At 66.9% G+C, this 14,959-nt stretch carries 12 protein-coding genes; 2 read left to right on the top strand and 10 right to left on the bottom strand.

The features are described from left to right. Positions 1-38: 38 nt before the first annotated feature. The 6 genes from AB4061_RS24830 to AB4061_RS24805 all read right to left on the bottom strand — a co-directional run bounded on the left by AB4061_RS24830 (position 39) and on the right by AB4061_RS24805 (position 8,966). Entirely contained in the window at positions 39-1,394 is a 1,356-nt protein-coding gene (locus AB4061_RS24830) for a TolC family protein (RefSeq protein ID WP_441638464.1), read from the bottom strand. Between the two features lie 10 nt (positions 1,395-1,404). Further along, positions 1,405-4,545, bottom strand: a complete 3,141-nt coding sequence (locus AB4061_RS24825) for an efflux RND transporter permease subunit (RefSeq protein ID WP_441638462.1) — start codon at positions 4,543-4,545, stop codon at positions 1,405-1,407. Next, a complete protein-coding gene (locus tag AB4061_RS24820; protein ID WP_441638460.1) occupies positions 4,538-5,704 on the bottom strand; it encodes an efflux RND transporter periplasmic adaptor subunit in 1,167 nt (388 codons plus the stop codon). Before AB4061_RS24820 ends, AB4061_RS24825 begins: the two co-directional genes overlap by 8 nt. A 452-nt stretch (positions 5,705-6,156) precedes the next feature. Continuing rightward, positions 6,157-6,513, bottom strand: coding sequence for a hypothetical protein (locus AB4061_RS24815; protein ID WP_441638458.1), 357 nt, complete (start codon positions 6,511-6,513; stop codon positions 6,157-6,159). Between the two features lie 27 nt (positions 6,514-6,540). Beyond that, a complete protein-coding gene (locus AB4061_RS24810; protein ID WP_201777403.1) occupies positions 6,541-7,242 on the bottom strand; it encodes an MgtC/SapB family protein in 702 nt (233 codons plus the stop codon). Positions 7,243-7,727: 485 nt separating this feature from the next. Continuing rightward, the gene (locus tag AB4061_RS24805; RefSeq protein ID WP_441638456.1) at positions 7,728-8,966 is read right to left on the bottom strand and encodes an MFS transporter; all 1,239 of its coding nucleotides are present in this window, start codon (positions 8,964-8,966) and stop codon (positions 7,728-7,730) included. A gap of 545 nt (positions 8,967-9,511) precedes the next feature. On the opposite strand from AB4061_RS24805, the gene gnd reads away from it, so the two are divergent. Next, positions 9,512-10,549 carry a phosphogluconate dehydrogenase (NAD(+)-dependent, decarboxylating) gene (gnd, locus tag AB4061_RS24800; protein WP_441638454.1) on the top strand — a complete coding sequence of 346 codons (1,038 nt, stop codon included), beginning with the start codon at positions 9,512-9,514 and terminating at the stop codon, positions 10,547-10,549. Between the two features lie 204 nt (positions 10,550-10,753). Continuing rightward, positions 10,754-11,716, top strand: coding sequence for a chemotaxis protein (locus AB4061_RS24795; RefSeq protein WP_441638452.1), 963 nt, complete (start codon positions 10,754-10,756; stop codon positions 11,714-11,716). A gap of 235 nt (positions 11,717-11,951) precedes the next feature. Here the strand turns inward: AB4061_RS24795 and AB4061_RS24790 are convergent, their stop codons facing one another. The 4 genes from AB4061_RS24790 to AB4061_RS24775 form a co-directional block, all read right to left on the bottom strand. Next, positions 11,952-12,680, bottom strand: coding sequence for an amino acid ABC transporter ATP-binding protein (locus AB4061_RS24790; protein WP_441638450.1), 729 nt, complete (start codon positions 12,678-12,680; stop codon positions 11,952-11,954). Next, on the bottom strand, positions 12,661-13,317 hold the full coding sequence (locus AB4061_RS24785) for an amino acid ABC transporter permease (protein ID WP_441638448.1): 657 nt from the start codon (positions 13,315-13,317) through the stop codon (positions 12,661-12,663). The genes AB4061_RS24790 and AB4061_RS24785 overlap by 20 nt, the downstream gene beginning before the upstream one ends. Next, positions 13,314-13,979, bottom strand: a complete 666-nt coding sequence (locus AB4061_RS24780) for an amino acid ABC transporter permease (protein WP_441638446.1) — start codon at positions 13,977-13,979, stop codon at positions 13,314-13,316. The genes AB4061_RS24785 and AB4061_RS24780 overlap by 4 nt, the downstream gene beginning before the upstream one ends. A gap of 153 nt (positions 13,980-14,132) precedes the next feature. Next, complete coding sequence (locus tag AB4061_RS24775; protein ID WP_441638444.1) at positions 14,133-14,915, bottom strand: transporter substrate-binding domain-containing protein; 783 nt, start codon at positions 14,913-14,915, stop codon at positions 14,133-14,135. Positions 14,916-14,959: the final 44 nt, after the last annotated feature.

Below are 14,959 nucleotides of genomic sequence, written 5' to 3'. Positions count from 1 at the left end.
GTTTGGTGCGCCCGGCCGTGGCCGAGCGCACCGGGCCTTCAAAGCGCGGGCCGCAAGCCGGTGGAAAGTTGCAGCTCCACCGTGGCGCCCGCCAGGTCCGCCTGGGCCTGGAGGTAGTCGAGGTAGGTCTCGTCCGCGGTGCGTTGCGCGTCGAGCAGTTCCAGCAGGGAGGCCGAGCCGTGACGGTACGACTGGCGCATGCCGTCCAGCACCCTGTCGGCATCGGCGATCACCGAGTCGCGGTAGCGCTGCAGGTTGTCCTGCGCGGCCTGGAACGCGGTGAGCGCATTGCGCACGTCGACCTCGGTCTTCAGCTCCGCCTCGCGCAGGGCCAGCATGGCCTGCGTGACCTCCGACTCCGCCTGGATCAGCTCGCCGCGCTGCAGGCGCGACAAGGGCAGGGGAATCGACACCGACACGCCCAGCATGCGCGAGCGCGCCGTGGCGTCGCCGCTGGGCTGGCCCTCATCGTCCGTGGTGCCGCGTACGCCGGGGGTCATGGTCATCGCGAAGCTCACGCTGGGATCCACCCAGCGGTTGGCGCGCGCCAGTCCCGACTTGTCGCGGGCATTCTCCAGTGTGGCGCGGGCGATCCGGACCTCGTCGCGCGCTTCCATCGCCTGGGCGATCAGCGCGCCGCTGTCGGTGCCGGGATCGTAGGGCTGGAACTCGCAAGCCAGCGGCGCGTTGCCGAAGGCCTCGGCCACGCGCACGCCAAGCTGGATGGACAGCTTTTGCATGGCGGCCTGCGCGGCGGCGCGTGCGGATTTCACCTCGGCGGTGAAGCGGTCGCGCTCGACCCGCGACTGCGACAGCTCCAGGCCGCCGATGTCGCCGGCCTTGCGGCGGATCTCGTTGGCGCGCACCACATTGGACAGAGCGGACAGCGTCGATTCCTGCCGGACCAGGGCCTCGCGGCTGCGGCAGGCTTCGACAAAGGCGGTGGCGGATTCCTGGTACAGCGTGTGCTTGAAGCCCTGCAGGTTCGCCTCGGTCAGGCGCAGGTTGCTCTCGGCGGCGCGGATGCGCGCGCTGCGCTTGCCGCCTAGCTCGATGGGGATCTCGATTTCGAACTCATGCGTGCGCGGCGGCTTGGGCGACACCGCGCGGCTGGTCTCGATGTTGCCACGGCCGTACTTGAACACCGGGTCCGGGCGCACGCCGGCGATCGAGATCTCGGCTTGGGCGCCGCGGATGGTTTCCTGCTGCGCGGACAGGCCGATGTTCTGCCGCTCCACCGTGTCGAGATAGGAGGCGAAGCGGACCGGTCCGCGGGCCGTGGCGGCGGCGGGCTCGTCCTGCGCCCAGGATGCGGATGCCGCCAGCATCGACGTTGCCAGGAAGAGGTGGCGCAGGGCGGGTGCCGCTGGCAAGTTCTTGTCTTTGATTTGCATGGGATTCTCTTCAGGCCTGGCCGGTGGCGCCGGTCGCCGGTGGGTTGCCTTCGGCATCGATTTCCGATTCCCTGGCACCTTGCGCCGCGCGCTCGGCGCGGGCTTCAACCAGGTAGTAAAGGGCGGGCAGCAACAGCAGGGTCAGCAAGGTGGCGGTAAAGAGGCCGCCTACCACCACCGTGGCCAACGGCCGCTGCACATCGCTGCCGAGGCCTCGCGCCAGCATCGCGGGCGTAAGCCCGATGGCGGCCACGGTGGCGGTCATCAGCACCGGACGCATGCGGCTTGCCGCGCCTTCGATCACCGCTTCGCGCAGGCTCAGGCCGTCCTGCGCGCGCAGCCGGTTGATCTGCGAGATCATCAGCACGCCGTTGAGCACGGCTACGCCAAACAGGGCGATAAAGCCCACCGCGCTGGATACGTTCAGCGTCATGCCGCGCAGATGCAGCGCAGCCAGGCCGCCGATGGTGGCCAAAGGCACCGCCAGCAGCACCAGCGCCGGCTGGCGCAGGTTGCGGAATTCGGCAAAGAGCAGCACGAACATCAGCGCCAGCGTCATCGGCAGGATGATGGCGAGGCGCGCCTGCGCACGTTCCAGGTTCTCGAACTGGCCGCCCCATTCGATCTGGATGCGCTTGTGGTCGTAGGACACGGCGCGCTCGATGGCGGGCTGGGCCTCCTTGAGGAAGCCGGACAGATCGCGGTCGCGCACGTTCAGGCGCACGATGATGTGGCGGCGCGCCATCTCGCGCACGATCACGCTTTCGCCGGACACGGTGGCGATGCGAGYGACTTGCGCCAGCGGCACCTTGGCGCCATTGGCCGCGGTCAGCATCAGGTCGCCCACGCTAGATGTGCTGGCACGCATGGCCGGCGGGAAGCGCACCGTCATGTCGTAGCTCTTCTCACCCACATAGAGCTGGCCAACCGGCGATCCACCGATGCCGGTGGAGATCAGCTCGGCCACGTCGGCCGCGTTGATGCCGTAGCGCGCGGCGGCGGCGCGGTCCAGGTCGATCTTCAGGTTGGGCAGCGGAGGCTCCACGTCGATTGCCACATCCGCCGCGCCGGGCACGCCGCGCAGCGCGGTGGCGACTTCACCGGCAATGCGGCGCACGTCGCGCAGGTCGTCGCCGAACACCTTGACCACCAGGTCGCTATGCGCGCCGGAGAGCTTGTCCTGCACCCCGTCGATCATCGGCTGCATGAAGCCGACCGAGTAGCCCGGCATCTGCGCATAGCGCGCCGCCAGCTTGTCGATCAGCTGCTGCTTGGTCATGCCCGAGGCCCACGTCTTGTACGGATGCAGGCCGACGCTGGCCTCGATATGAGAGGGCGTCCAGTAGTCGGTGCCGTCGTCGTTGCGGCCGGTCTGCGTCACCACGTAGGAGATTTCGGGGAACTCGCGGGTCACCCGGCGCAGCTCGCTGGCCATGTCAGAGGCGCGCTCCAGGGTGATGCCGGGCGGCATCTGCACCTGCAGCCACAGCGAGCCTTCATCCAGGTACGGCAGGAAGTCGCGCCCGATGGTAGCGCCAAGCGCCAGCACGCAGGCGAGCGCCAGCGCGCAGCTGGCGGCCACCCAGCGGATGCGGCCAATGCCGCGCTCCAGCGCCACGCGGTAGCGCACGCCCAGCCAGTCCAGCACAGGATTGTGAAACACGCGGCGCGGCTTGCGCATGGCGATCCAGGCCAGCCCCGGCACCAGCGCCAGCGCAACGATCAAGGCGCCGATCAGCGCCGCGCCAACGGCGAACGCCATCGGCGAGAACAGCTTGTACTCGATGCGCTCGAAGGAGAACAAGGGCAGGTAGGCCGCAACGATCACCAGCATGCCGAAGAACATCGGACGCGCCACCTGCAAGGCGGCCTCGATGGCGTCGCGCGGGGTGAGCGCGCGGTCCTTGTCCTGCTCGCGCCGGCGCAGGATGTTCTCCACCAGCACCACCGCGCCATCCACCAGGATGCCGAAGTCGATCGCGCCCAGGCTCAGCAGGTTGGCCGGGATGCGCAGGTGATACATGAAGACAAAGGCGATCAGCAGCGAGAGCGGAATCGTCAGCGCCACGATCAGCGCCGCGCGCGGGCTGCCCAGGAACAGCAGCAGCACGATGCCCACCAGCAGCATGCCTTCGGTCAGCGTGAAACCTACCGTGCGCATGGTGGCGTCGATCAGCGAGGTGCGGTCGAGGTAGGCGACCACCTTCACGTCCTTGGGCAGCAGGTTGTCGTTCAGATCCCGCACCGCCTCGTGCACGCCCTCAAGCGCTTCCGATGCGTTGAAATCCTTGAGCAGCAGCGTGATGCCGGAGATCGTGTCCGGGTTGTCGTCCTTGCCCAGGATGCCGCGCCGCTCCACGTTGCCGTAGCGCAGCGTGCCGAGGTCCTTGACCAGCACGGGGGTGCCGTCCTTGCTCGTGACCACCACGTTGCCCATGTCGTCGAGCGAGCGCAGCAGGCCCACGCCACGCACCACGTACGATTGTTCGCCGCGGTCGATGACGCTGCCGCCCGCATTGACGTTGTTGGCGTTGAGCGCCTCGGTGACCTGCGTCAGCGTCAGGTTGTACTGCGTCAGCCGCGCCGGGTCGAGTTCCAGCATGAACTGCGTGGTGAGCCCGCCGAAATTGGTGACGTCGACCACGCCGCGCACTTTCTTCAGGCGCGGGATCACGGTCCAGGTCTGCAGCTCGGATAGCTCGCGCAGGTCGCGCGTCGTGGACTCCAGCGTGTAGCGGTAGAACTCCCCGGTAGGCGAGGTGTACGGGTCCAGCCCCGGCTTGGCGCCGTAGGGCAGGTCGACCTCGTTCAGGCGTTCCTGCAGGCGCTGGCGCGCCCAGTAGCCGTCGGTGCCATCCTCGAAGACCACGGTGATCAGCGACAGCGCGAACAGGCTGCGGGTGCGCAGCACATGCATGCCGGGCGTGGCCAGCAGCGCGCGCTCCAGCGGAATGGTGATCTGCTGCTCGATTTCCTCCGCGCCGAGGCCTGGCACCTGGGTCACGATCTGCGACGTAACGTCGGCAATGTCCGGATAGGCTTCCACGGGCAGTTGCTTCCAGCTGTAGGCGCCGTACAGCGCCACCAGCGCAAAGACCAGCCAGACGATGGCGCGCCGGTTGAAGCAAAGGGTGACGAGGCGGTCAATCATGTAGCAGCACTCCGTTTTTCACGACGATGCGTTCGCCGGCCTTGAGCCCGGCGAGGATCTCGACTTGCCCGTCGGCATGCGCGCCCGTGGTGACCACGCGCGGCTCGAAGCGCAGCGGGGCCTTCTCCACCAGCACGCGCGTGTAGAGCCCGCTTTGCAGCAGTGCGGTGGGCGGCACCAGCAGTGCCGCGTGCTTTTCTCCCGCGAAGGTCACCTTGGCGAAGAGGCCGGGGCGATAGCGTCCGTCCGCGTTGTCGATGGCCACGCGGACCTTGACGGTGCGAGTGTCGGGGTCGAGGATCTCGCCGATGTAGCGGACCTTGCCGGTCACGGGCTTGCCGGGGTAGGCGTTGAGCAGGATCTCGGCGGGCTGGCCGACGAAGATCGAGGCGATGTCTTTCTCCGACACGTTGGCCGCGAGGTAGACCGTGGACAGGTCGGCCACCGTCATGACCGGCGCGCCGTTGTCGTTCCAGAAGCCGCCCTGCGCGCCTTCGAGCTCGATCACCCGGCCGGCCAGCGGCGCGTGCATGGTGTACTGGCGGTGCGATTGCGGTGCGGTGCCGGCGCCAAGCTGCGCGAGCTGGGCGGCCGTGGTCACGGCGTCGCTGTTGGCTTGCGCGTAGGCCAGCTGGGCTTGTTCATAATCCTTGCGTGCCGCGATTTCCGCTTCGAACAGGGTGCGTTGGCGGTCCAGGTTCAGCTTGGCTTCGAGGAGCGCCGCGCGCGCTTTGCTGGCCTCACCCTGAGCCGCGCTCAGCTCGGCGGAATCCAGCGTGAAGAGCGGGTCTCCCTTGCGCACGACGTCGCCCAGGGCAGCGTGCAGGCGAACGATGCGCCCGGGCATCGGTGGCACGATCTTGACCAGCTTGGCGGCATCGGGCTCGATCGAGCCCGGTACCTCGATGGGGCGCTCCAGCGCTTGCTCGACGAGGGTCTGCACCTGCAATTGGGTGCGCAATGGCGATGTCTCGGGCACCGTGATGAAGTTGCCCTCGCGGACCGGCTCGGTACTGTGCTTGGGCGTGTTGGCGATGGCGCCAGACAGGCTGGCGCCATCGCAGCCGGCCAGCGTGAGACATGCCGCGCAGACGGCGGCGAGCGCAAGGCCTGGCTGCCGGCGCAGCGGCAAGCATTGGCGGGTGGTGGGCGTTTGCATGGATTTTTCTCCTCGGTCGGTGCACTTGCCGTGGCGGCAGCCAGGACAGGGGCACCGCTTGTTGCCGGTGCGTCGTCGGTGGAATCGCAAAGCGGAATCACAGGGTCAGGATCCACGGACGACAGGATTCGACGGGCGTGACGCATCCCCGGCGCTGCGGGGTGGCAAATCCACGCAGGTAACCGGTGATGGGCGAAAGCGCCCGCTTTGCTAACGGTGGGGAGGCGGCGCGGAAGGCGGGGCGGGTCCGGCGCGCACGCGGCCGGGACGGCGCGAAACGCAACGGGAGCCTGGCGGGTCCAGGTAGCCGGTGCCGCGGCTCCGGCAGGATGCCGGAAGCGGAGTCAGGCCAGCTGGAACGCGCCGTGCCTTCGGCGCTGCCTACTAGAAGGGTCTGGGTCCATGTCTTTCCTCAGGCAATCAGGGTGGATCTTGGCGGGTGGGCCTTGCGCTCAGGCCGCGGCCAACGCGCGCTCGGGCTGCGGCACGGTTTCCCAGCGCACGGCGCGAACCAGCGGCTCCAGGCCAAGGCGCTGCACCAGCTTGACCATGCCGGGCCTGCCGCCCGGCTGGCAATGCACCAGCACACGCATCTCGACCAGCTCGCGGCGCTCGCACTGCCGGGTGCGCAGGCGCTGCAGCGAGAGTTCGCGCGCGGCCAGCTCCTGGCGGATCTGCTGCTCCAGCCGGGCGCCATAGTCGTCCTTGCAGAGCAGCACCACCTGGAACAGCTGGGCGGCTGTGCCGCGGCTCGCCTGGGCGGTGCGGCGGTTGGGGGCCTGGGGGAGCATCCAGTTGAACAAACGCATATCCAGCTCCTTTCCTTCTCCTTGGGGTTATTCGAGCGCGCCGGCCGGAATGGCCCAGCGCACGAGGGAAACGCTCTTCTCCATGCTGATGCGGCTGACGATCTGCTCCAGCTTGCCTTCATTGCCGGGCGCGGCCAGCACATCGGCGCGGACTTCTATGTGCCCGCCAGCGGCGGTGTCCTCGCTGTGCAGCGACTGCAGCAGCAGGGCGGGCATTTCGGTCAGTGCATGCAGCAGCAAGCCGCGCACGCGGATTTCTTCCTGGGCCGTGCATACCGTGGTGATGCGATAGACCATCTCCACTTCCGGCGCGGTGGCCGTGCCGTTGCGATTGATGCGCTGGCCCAGCATGCGCAGGCCAAAGTTGGCGCACAGGATGCAGGCGGTGCCGATGGCGGCTTCCAGCGCATGGCCAAGGCCGGCGAGCACGCCGACGGCGGCGGAGCACCACAGCGTGGCAGCGGTATTCAGGCCGCGCACGTTCAGGCCGTCGCGCATGATCACGCCGGCGCCGAGAAAGCCAATGCCCGAGACGACCTGCGCGGCAATGCGCGCATGCCCCTGCGGGTCAAACGTAAAGGCGGAAACCGAAACAAACAAGGCCGCGCCGGCGGCGACCAGCGCGTTTGTGCGCAGCCCCGCCATGCGTTGGCGCAGTTGCCGTTCGGTACCGATGCAAGCGCCCAGCGCCAGCGCTTCGAGCAAACGCAGGGCAAATTCGTGCCACACCATGAGAACTCCCGTATTGAGCAGGAAGCACCGGTGAGTCTTGTGCAAATCGCGGACAAGCGCAGGCAGCGGCGTGCTGCAACGCAGGCGCGATCAGAAGAATGAAGCCGTATTCAAGAAGAGAGGCGGGACAGGACGTCCGGCCTCGAAGCACCGTGCCGCAAGCGGGGCACGGTCGCTAGGGATACCGTGGCCCGTCAGGCGGAGGTGCCGATCCTGGATCGACTACTGTCGTCGGAACAAGTGCTCACTGGGTAGCCCTGGAATTAAGAACCCGCGTACTGTAGCGGTGCAAGTTGAATGGGTCAAGCACAAAACGGCCGATGCCTGCGATTCATCGATATTGACGGTTGAATGCGTGTGAATTGCCTGAAAATCAATCGGACAAGTCCGAAAATAGATCAGAGAATTATCGAATCAAAGCATCGCATTGGAATGTCTCACGGCCTTATCTGGCGTGCCGCGAGATTGGCGCGTCGCGATAGTCAGTGCGTCGGCGTCGGCGCCGGTACGGCAGCGCGCCGCGACCGCGCCGCCAGCAACTGGCTCAGGCCCAGCCCGCCCAGCGCCGCCACCGCCGAGAACAGGAATACCGAGCCATAGCCCGCATGGCTGGCGATCACGCCGGCCACCGGGCCGGTCAGCCCCAGCGCCAGGTCCAGGAACAGCGCATAGGCGCCAAGCGCCGAGCCGCGGTTGCTCTGGGGCACCAGCTTGACCGCCTCCATGCCCAGCGACGGGAACACCAAGGCAAAGCCAAAGCCGGTGACGGCGGCGCCGATCAGCGCCTGCGCGGGTGACGGCGCAAGCCAGATCAGGGCCAGGCCGGCGGCTTCCACGGCAAACGAGCACAGCGCCACCCGATAGCCGCCAAAGCGGCCGATGCTATCGGCCAGCAGCAGGCGCGCCACCACAAAGGTCACGCCCAGGCTGGTCAGCGCCAGCGCGGCATGGTCCCAGCCGTGGCTGGCGTAGTACAGCGTCACAAAGGCCGTGATGGCGCCAAAGCCCACCGAGCCCAGCGCCAGGCACAGGCCAAATGGCGTCATATGGCGGAACACGGTGCGAAACGGCATGCGCGCGCCCTTTACCGTGGGCACCGCTGCCTTGCGCCGGGCCAGCATGAACGCGGCCAGGGCCATGACGGTGGTGACGATGCCCAGCGAGGCAAAGCCCCAGCGCGCATCCAGCAGTACGCCAACCGGCGCGCCCAGCGCCAGCGCGCCATAGGTGGTCATGCCATTCCACGAGATCACCTTGCCGGTATGGCGGGCGCCCACGTCGCCGATACCCCAGGCAATGGTGCCGGTGGTCACCAGGCTCTCGCCCGCGCCCAGCATCAGCCGGCCGGCGAACAGCCACGCCAGGCTAAGCCAGCCGATCGACACGAACAGGCTGGAGACCACGGCCAGCAACCCGCTGGCGGCAACCAGCGTGAGCCCGAGCGTGACGGATTTCTTGGCACCCTGCAGGTCGCACAGGTTGCCGGCGTAGGCGCGGCTCAGCAGCGTGGCCAGGTACTGGATGCTGACCGCCAGCCCGGCCACGACCGTGCCATAGCCGAGATCGCCGTGGACAAAGCCGGGCACCACCGCTAGCGGCAGGCCGACCGTCAGGTAGGCGATGAAGTTGAAGAAGACGATGGCGACGATGCGCCGGTTGATGCTGCCTTGCTGGTGTTCCCCGGATTCCGGGGCGGCGAGGGTCGTGCTGTTTGCGGACATGGCGATACGAAGGCGAGGGTCTTGGCGCTGGAAGGGCAGAGCCCGGACAACGAACCGTGGCGCGCCATGCTTGGGGCACGCGGGATAGTGCGGTCTTGGGGCGAATGCGAACGGGGAAGCGGAGGTGTGATGTGGGCGCTACTCGAGGCGGCGGGTTGATACGGCGGGGCGCGGGCGGTGGGCTGGCAGCATGAGCAGGGACATGGCTAGGGGGCGGGTTAGCCGGCCTGTGTCCCCAGAAGCTGGCCGGTGAAATCGGAGCCGCCCGGTCGTATGCAAGTCCGCCGCTGCTGGCTGGGCAATTTTAAGCGGGTGTTTAGTTGGTGTAAATCCGGGTTGCGGAATTTTGCACCATCGAGTGCGGCGAACGTGTGCCAGGTCAGGCCGAAGTGCGCTAAATGGCACGTTCACGAGGGCGGCGAGGTCTGTGCAAGTGCGCACGGAGAGGTAGACAATGCCTCGTGGCAGCAGCAGGGCTCGCCACCAGTTTTATCGCCAGTTTCGTCACCAGCTTCATCACCAATGACTCAGTGAGAGGACCGGATATGCAACTCGGAATCATAGGGCTCGGGCGCATGGGCGCAAACATCGCAAGGCGGCTGCTGCGCGCGCAGCACGAGGTGGTGGTGTACAACCGCAGCGCCGACAAGGTGCAGGCCCTCGCGGCGGACGGTGCCGTCGGCGTCACCAGCATCGAGGCGCTGGTTGGCAAGCTGGCTGCCCCGCGCGCGATCTGGGTCATGTTGCCGGCAGGCGACACCACCGAGCAGATGATCGCCGCGCTGGCGGACCTGCTCGAGCCCGGCGACGTCATCATCGACGGCGGCAACACCTTCTACAAGGACGATATCCGGCGCGCGGGCGAACTGGCGGCGCGCCAGCTGCATTATGTGGACGTGGGCACCTCGGGCGGGGTCTGGGGCCTGGAGCGCGGCTATTGCCTGATGATCGGCGGCAAGCAGGAGGTCGTCGGCCGGCTCGATCCGCTGTTCGATACGTTGGCGCCCGGCTATGGCGATATCCCGCGCACGCCGGGGCGCGACCCGGCGAACGACCGCGCGGAGCGCGGCTACATCCACGCCGGGCCGGCGGGCGCGGGCCACTTTGTGAAGATGGTCCACAACGGCATCGAGTACGGCCTGATGCAGGCCTATGCCGAGGGCTTCGACATCCTCAAGACCAAGGCCTCCGAAAGCCTGCCCGAGGCCGAGCGCTTCCAGCTCGACCTGGCGGATATCGCCGAGGTGTGGCGGCGCGGCAGCGTGGTGTCCTCGTGGCTGCTTGATCTCACCGCGCAGGCGCTTGCCAGCGACGTCAAGCTCTCGCGTTTCTCCGGGGAAGTCGCTGACAGCGGGGAGGGGCGCTGGACGATCGACGCGGCTGTCGAGCAGGCAGTGCCGGTGCCGGTGCTGGCCAGCGCGTTGTTTGCGCGGTTCCGCTCGCGGCAGGATCACACCTATGGCGAGCGGCTGCTCTCTGCCATGCGCTTTGGGTTTGGCGGGCATGTGGAAGAACGTGGCGGCGGGCAGGCCAGTGTGGCGCACGCCAGCCGGCCCGCCGGCCTGCCTGATTCCGCACTTTAGCGGGGTGAGGTGCGAATTCGTCAGCCCTTTGCCGCATAGCCGCTAAATTTCCCCAAGGATTGGCCGTTAGCCGGTGCAGTGGCCCGTCATTGCAGCGCGCCGCTCCAGCGCCAAGCACCGCTGGAGCCACGCGGCGATGCCTGGCCCGGGGAAACGATCAACACCGCGCAGCGAGCCCGCGCATTGCGGGGACAAAGGAAGCGTATGAGCAGCTCGATGAGAGACATCGACGAACGGACCAACCTGACCAACAACAACCAGTTCGAGTTGCTGTTGTTCCGCCTGGGCGAATCGGACCAGTCCGCGCAGAGCGAACTGTTCGGCATCAACGTCTTCAAGGTCCGCGAAATCCTGGTAATGCCCCAGGTCACCACCGTGGTCGGCGGCGGCCCGGCCATGCTCGGCATGGCCGATATCCGCGGCCAGGTGATTCCTGTGATCGACCTGCCCAAGATGGTGGGAAGCACGCCGCGCACCGGCCTGAACATCCTGCTGGTGACCGAATACGCGCGCTCCACGCAAGGCTTTGCCGTGGAAGCCGTGGAAGAAATCGTGCGCCTGGAGTGGAACCAGGTGGTCTCGGCCGAGACCAGCGTCCGGGGCGACATGGTGACCAGCATCGCCAAGCTCCATAACGAGGCCGATCCCGCGAACCCGCGCCTGGTCCAGGTGCTGGACGTGGAGCAGATCCTGCGCGACGTGCTGCCGACCCGCCAGCCGGAAGTGGACCCCAAGACGGTCGGGCCGCAACTGACGCTGCGCCCCGGCACCAAGATTCTGGCCGCCGACGATTCCGCCTTCGCCCGCAGCCTGATCGAGCAAGGCCTCAAGGCCATGGGCGTGCCGGTGCTGATGACCAAGACCGGCCAGGAAGCCTGGCAGCAACTGGGCGAGATCGCCGATCACGCCGCCGCCAACGGCCGCACCGTGCAGGACGAGATCGCGCTGGTGCTGACCGACCTGGAAATGCCCGAGATGGACGGCTTCACGCTAACCCGCAAGATCAAGGCGGACGCGCGCTTCAAGTCGATCCCGGTGGTGATTCACTCCTCGCTGTCCGGGACGGCCAGCGAAGACCACGTGCGCAAGGTGGGGGCCGATGCTTACGTGTCGAAGTTCCTGGCGAAGGACCTGGCGGATACGATCCGGGGCGTGCTGGCACGTTGATTTTTTGTCTCTTGGTTTGCTCTGCATCTCTCCCACTTGTGGGGGAGGGGCCGGGGGATAGGGCGGGCGCTCGTTACGCCTGCATGCTGGAAAACACCACGGGCTTCGCTTCAAGTGGCTCCTAGCCACCCCTCTCCCCGGCCCTGAGGGGAGAGGGAGAGACAGCCGTCGTCATGGCGCGCGGCTTTGGCCTGTTCGGCGGCTTTGGCCTGTTCGCTGGCTTCGGCGAATGCCCTCAGGCCGCCATCCCCAGGAACTGCTGCAGCTCCGGCGTAGCCGGATTGCTGAACAGCTGCTCCGGCGGCCCGATCTCATGCACGCGCCCCTGATGCATGAACACTACCCGGTTGCACACTTCGCGCGCAAAGCGCATTTCGTGCATCACCATCAGCAGCGTCATGCCCTCGCTGGCCAGCTGGCGCACCACGTTCAGCACCTCCACCACCAGCTCCGGGTCCAGCGCCGAGGTAATCTCGTCGCAGAGCAGCGCCCGTGGCTGCATGGCCAGCGCGCGCGCAATCGCCACCCGCTGCTGCTGCCCGCCGGAGAGCTGGTCGGGATAGCTGTCGAACTTCTCCCCCAGCGCTACCTTGGCCAGGCACTCGCGCGCGCGGGTCAAGGCTTCCGGCTCTTTGACGCCGGCCGCCACCGTGGGCGCCAGCATCACGTTGCGCCCCGCGCTCAGGTGCGGGAACAGGTTGAACTGCTGGAAGATCATGCCGACCTTGCGCCGCAGCGCGCGCAGCTCCAGCTCGCTGCTGCCGAGCTTGGCGCCTGCCACGGTGATGTTGCCTTCGTCGATGCTCTCCAGGCCGTTGATACAGCGTAGCAAGGTGCTCTTGCCCGAGCCGCTCTTGCCGATGATGGCAATTACCTCGCCGGCTTCCACCTTCAGGTCGATGCCCTTGAGCACTTCGTTGGCGCCAAAGCGCTTCTTTACGTTTTCAATGGCGATGAGCGACATTGAGCTTCCTTTCCAGGTGACGGCTGTAGCGGGATAGCGGCCAGCACAGCGCAAAGTAGATCAGCGCGACCAGCGCGTAGACGGTAAAGGGGCTGAAGGTGGCGTTGGTGATCACCGTGCCCGCCTTGGACAGTTCGACAAAGCCGATGATGGACGCCAGCGCCGTGCCCTTGATGATCTGCACCACGAACCCCACCGTGGGCGCAATGGCAATGCGCAGCGCCTGTGGCAGGATCACGTAGCGGATCTGCTGCAGGTGGCCCAGCGAGAGGCAGCCGGCGGCTTCCCACTGGCCTTTGGGGATGGCCTCGACGCAGCCACGCCAGATCTCCGCCAGGTAGGCGCCGGACCACAGCGACAACGTCAGGCCAGCGGCCAGCCAGGCCGGGATTTCCACGCCGAACAGCGCCAGGCCGAAGAAGGCCAGGAACAGCTGCATCAGCAGCGGCGTGCCCTGGAACACTTCGATAAAGGCCCATGCCGCACGGCGCAGCGGCGCGCGCCGGCTGATGCGCATCAGCAGCACCAGCAGCCCGATGACGGCACCGCCGGCAAAGGCCACCAGCGACAGCACCACGGTCCAGCGCACCGCCATCAGCAGGTTGCGCAGGATGTCCCAGGTTGAAAAATCGGTCATGACGCCCTCCGGAACAGCATGCCGCCAATGCCGCGCAGCACCTGGCGCAGCCCGATGGCAAGCAGCAGGTAGATGGCGGTGGTCAGCAGGTAGACCTCGAACGCGCGGAAATTCCGGCCCTGGACGAAGTTGGCGGCAAAGGTCAGGTCCTCGACCGCGATCTGCGAGCACACCGCCGAGCCCAGCATGACGATCACCACCTGGCTGGACAGCGCCGGCCAGATCTTCTTCAGGGCGGGGCGCAGCACCACGTGGCGAAATACCTGGAAGGGCGACATCGCCAGGCTGGCGCCCGCCTCAAGCTGGCCGCGCGGCACGGCCGCGATGCCCGCGCGGACAATCTCCGCGCTGTAAGCGCCAAGGTTGATCACCATGGCCAGGATGGCGGCCTGTATTTCTCCCAGTTGCACGCCCGCGCTGGGCAGGCCGAAGAAGATAAAGAACAGCTGGATCAGGAACGGCGTATTGCGGATCAGCTCCACGTAGCCGCCCGCGACGGCCGCCAGCCAGGCCGGCCCCTGGGTGCGCGCCCAGGCGCAGGCGATGCCGAGGGTCACCCCCAGCACGCCGCCCATGGCGGTGAGTTCAGCCGTGACTTTGATGCCGTGCGCGAACACGCCGGCGTAGTCGAAGGCCGAGAGGAAATCGAATTGGTAGGACATGCGGTAGCGATCGGTGGAGGCGCCCGGTTGGGGCGCTCATGAGCGCGGAGCTGGCGCAGTACGCCATGCCGCAGCGGCTGCCCGCCGGGCACGGCTTCCCGTGGCTTGGGTCGTCAGTGCATCAACGCATCAACGCATCAATGCATCGACGCATCAAAGCGTGGCCGGCAGCGGCATGCCCAGCCACTTCACCGTGATCGCATTGAGCTCGCCGTCCTTCTTCACTTCCGCCAGGATCGCGTTGACCTTGGCTTGCAGCTTGGGCTCACTCTTGTTCAGGCCGATGAAGCAGGGCGAGTTCTTGATCAGGAACTTCGGTTCCGGCTTCTTGGGCGGGTTCTTGGCGAGGATGGCGGCTGCCACCACGTTGCCCGTCGCCACCAGTTGCACCTGGCCGGACAGGAACGCACTAATGGTGCCGTTGTTGTCTTCGTAGCGCTTGATGGTGGCCGTCGCCGGGGCGATCTTGGTCAGCTCCAGGTCCTCCACCGCGCCGCGCGTCACGCCGATGGTCTTGCCGGCCAGTTCGGCGGCGCCAGTCACTTTCTGGTCGGCCGGGCCAAACACGCCGTTATAGAACGGAGCGTAAGCCTCGCTGAAATCGATGGCCTTCTCGCGCTCGGCGTTCTTGCCCATGCTGGAGATCACCAGGTCCACCTTCCTGGTCTGCAGGTAGGGCACGCGGTTGGTGCTGGTCACGGGCACCAGTTCCAGCTTCACGCCCATCTTCTTGGCGATCAGCGCCGCTACGTCGATGTCCAGGCCCTGGGGCTTCATCTCGGCGTTGACCGAGCCGAACGGCGGAAAGTCCTGCGGCACCGCGACCTTGAGCACGCCAGCCTTGACCACATCGTCCAGCGCTTCGGCGCCGGCGGTTTGCATCGAGAAGGCGAGGGCAGCGGCACCGAGGCCGAGGAGGAGTTTGGAGAGCTTCATTAGGGTCCTTGCTAGCTTGCCGTTGGGGTGGAAATTCAAAGAAT

Source organism: Cupriavidus sp. YAF13 (assembly GCF_052113425.1).
Classification (GTDB): domain Bacteria; phylum Pseudomonadota; class Gammaproteobacteria; order Burkholderiales; family Burkholderiaceae; genus Cupriavidus.
The sequence above is the reverse complement of the archived record's forward strand: the minus strand, read 5'-3'. Positions and strand labels throughout refer to the sequence as shown.

Coding starts and splice junctions, on each gene's coding strand:
- AB4061_RS24830 (WP_441638464.1), bottom strand. CDS start 1,394: ATGCAAATCAAAGACAAGAACTTGCCAGCGGCACCCGCCCTGCGCCAC.
- AB4061_RS24820 (WP_441638460.1), bottom strand. CDS start 5,704: ATGCAAACGCCCACCACCCGCCAATGCTTGCCGCTGCGCCGGCAGCCA.
- AB4061_RS24815 (WP_441638458.1), bottom strand. CDS start 6,513: ATGCGTTTGTTCAACTGGATGCTCCCCCAGGCCCCCAACCGCCGCACC.
- AB4061_RS24805 (WP_441638456.1), bottom strand. CDS start 8,966: ATGTCCGCAAACAGCACGACCCTCGCCGCCCCGGAATCCGGGGAACAC.
- gnd (WP_441638454.1), top strand. CDS start 9,512: ATGCAACTCGGAATCATAGGGCTCGGGCGCATGGGCGCAAACATCGCA.
- AB4061_RS24795 (WP_441638452.1), top strand. CDS start 10,754: ATGAGCAGCTCGATGAGAGACATCGACGAACGGACCAACCTGACCAAC.
- AB4061_RS24790 (WP_441638450.1), bottom strand. CDS start 12,680: ATGTCGCTCATCGCCATTGAAAACGTAAAGAAGCGCTTTGGCGCCAAC.
- AB4061_RS24785 (WP_441638448.1), bottom strand. CDS start 13,317: ATGACCGATTTTTCAACCTGGGACATCCTGCGCAACCTGCTGATGGCG.
- AB4061_RS24780 (WP_441638446.1), bottom strand. CDS start 13,979: ATGTCCTACCAATTCGATTTCCTCTCGGCCTTCGACTACGCCGGCGTG.
- AB4061_RS24775 (WP_441638444.1), bottom strand. CDS start 14,915: ATGAAGCTCTCCAAACTCCTCCTCGGCCTCGGTGCCGCTGCCCTCGCC.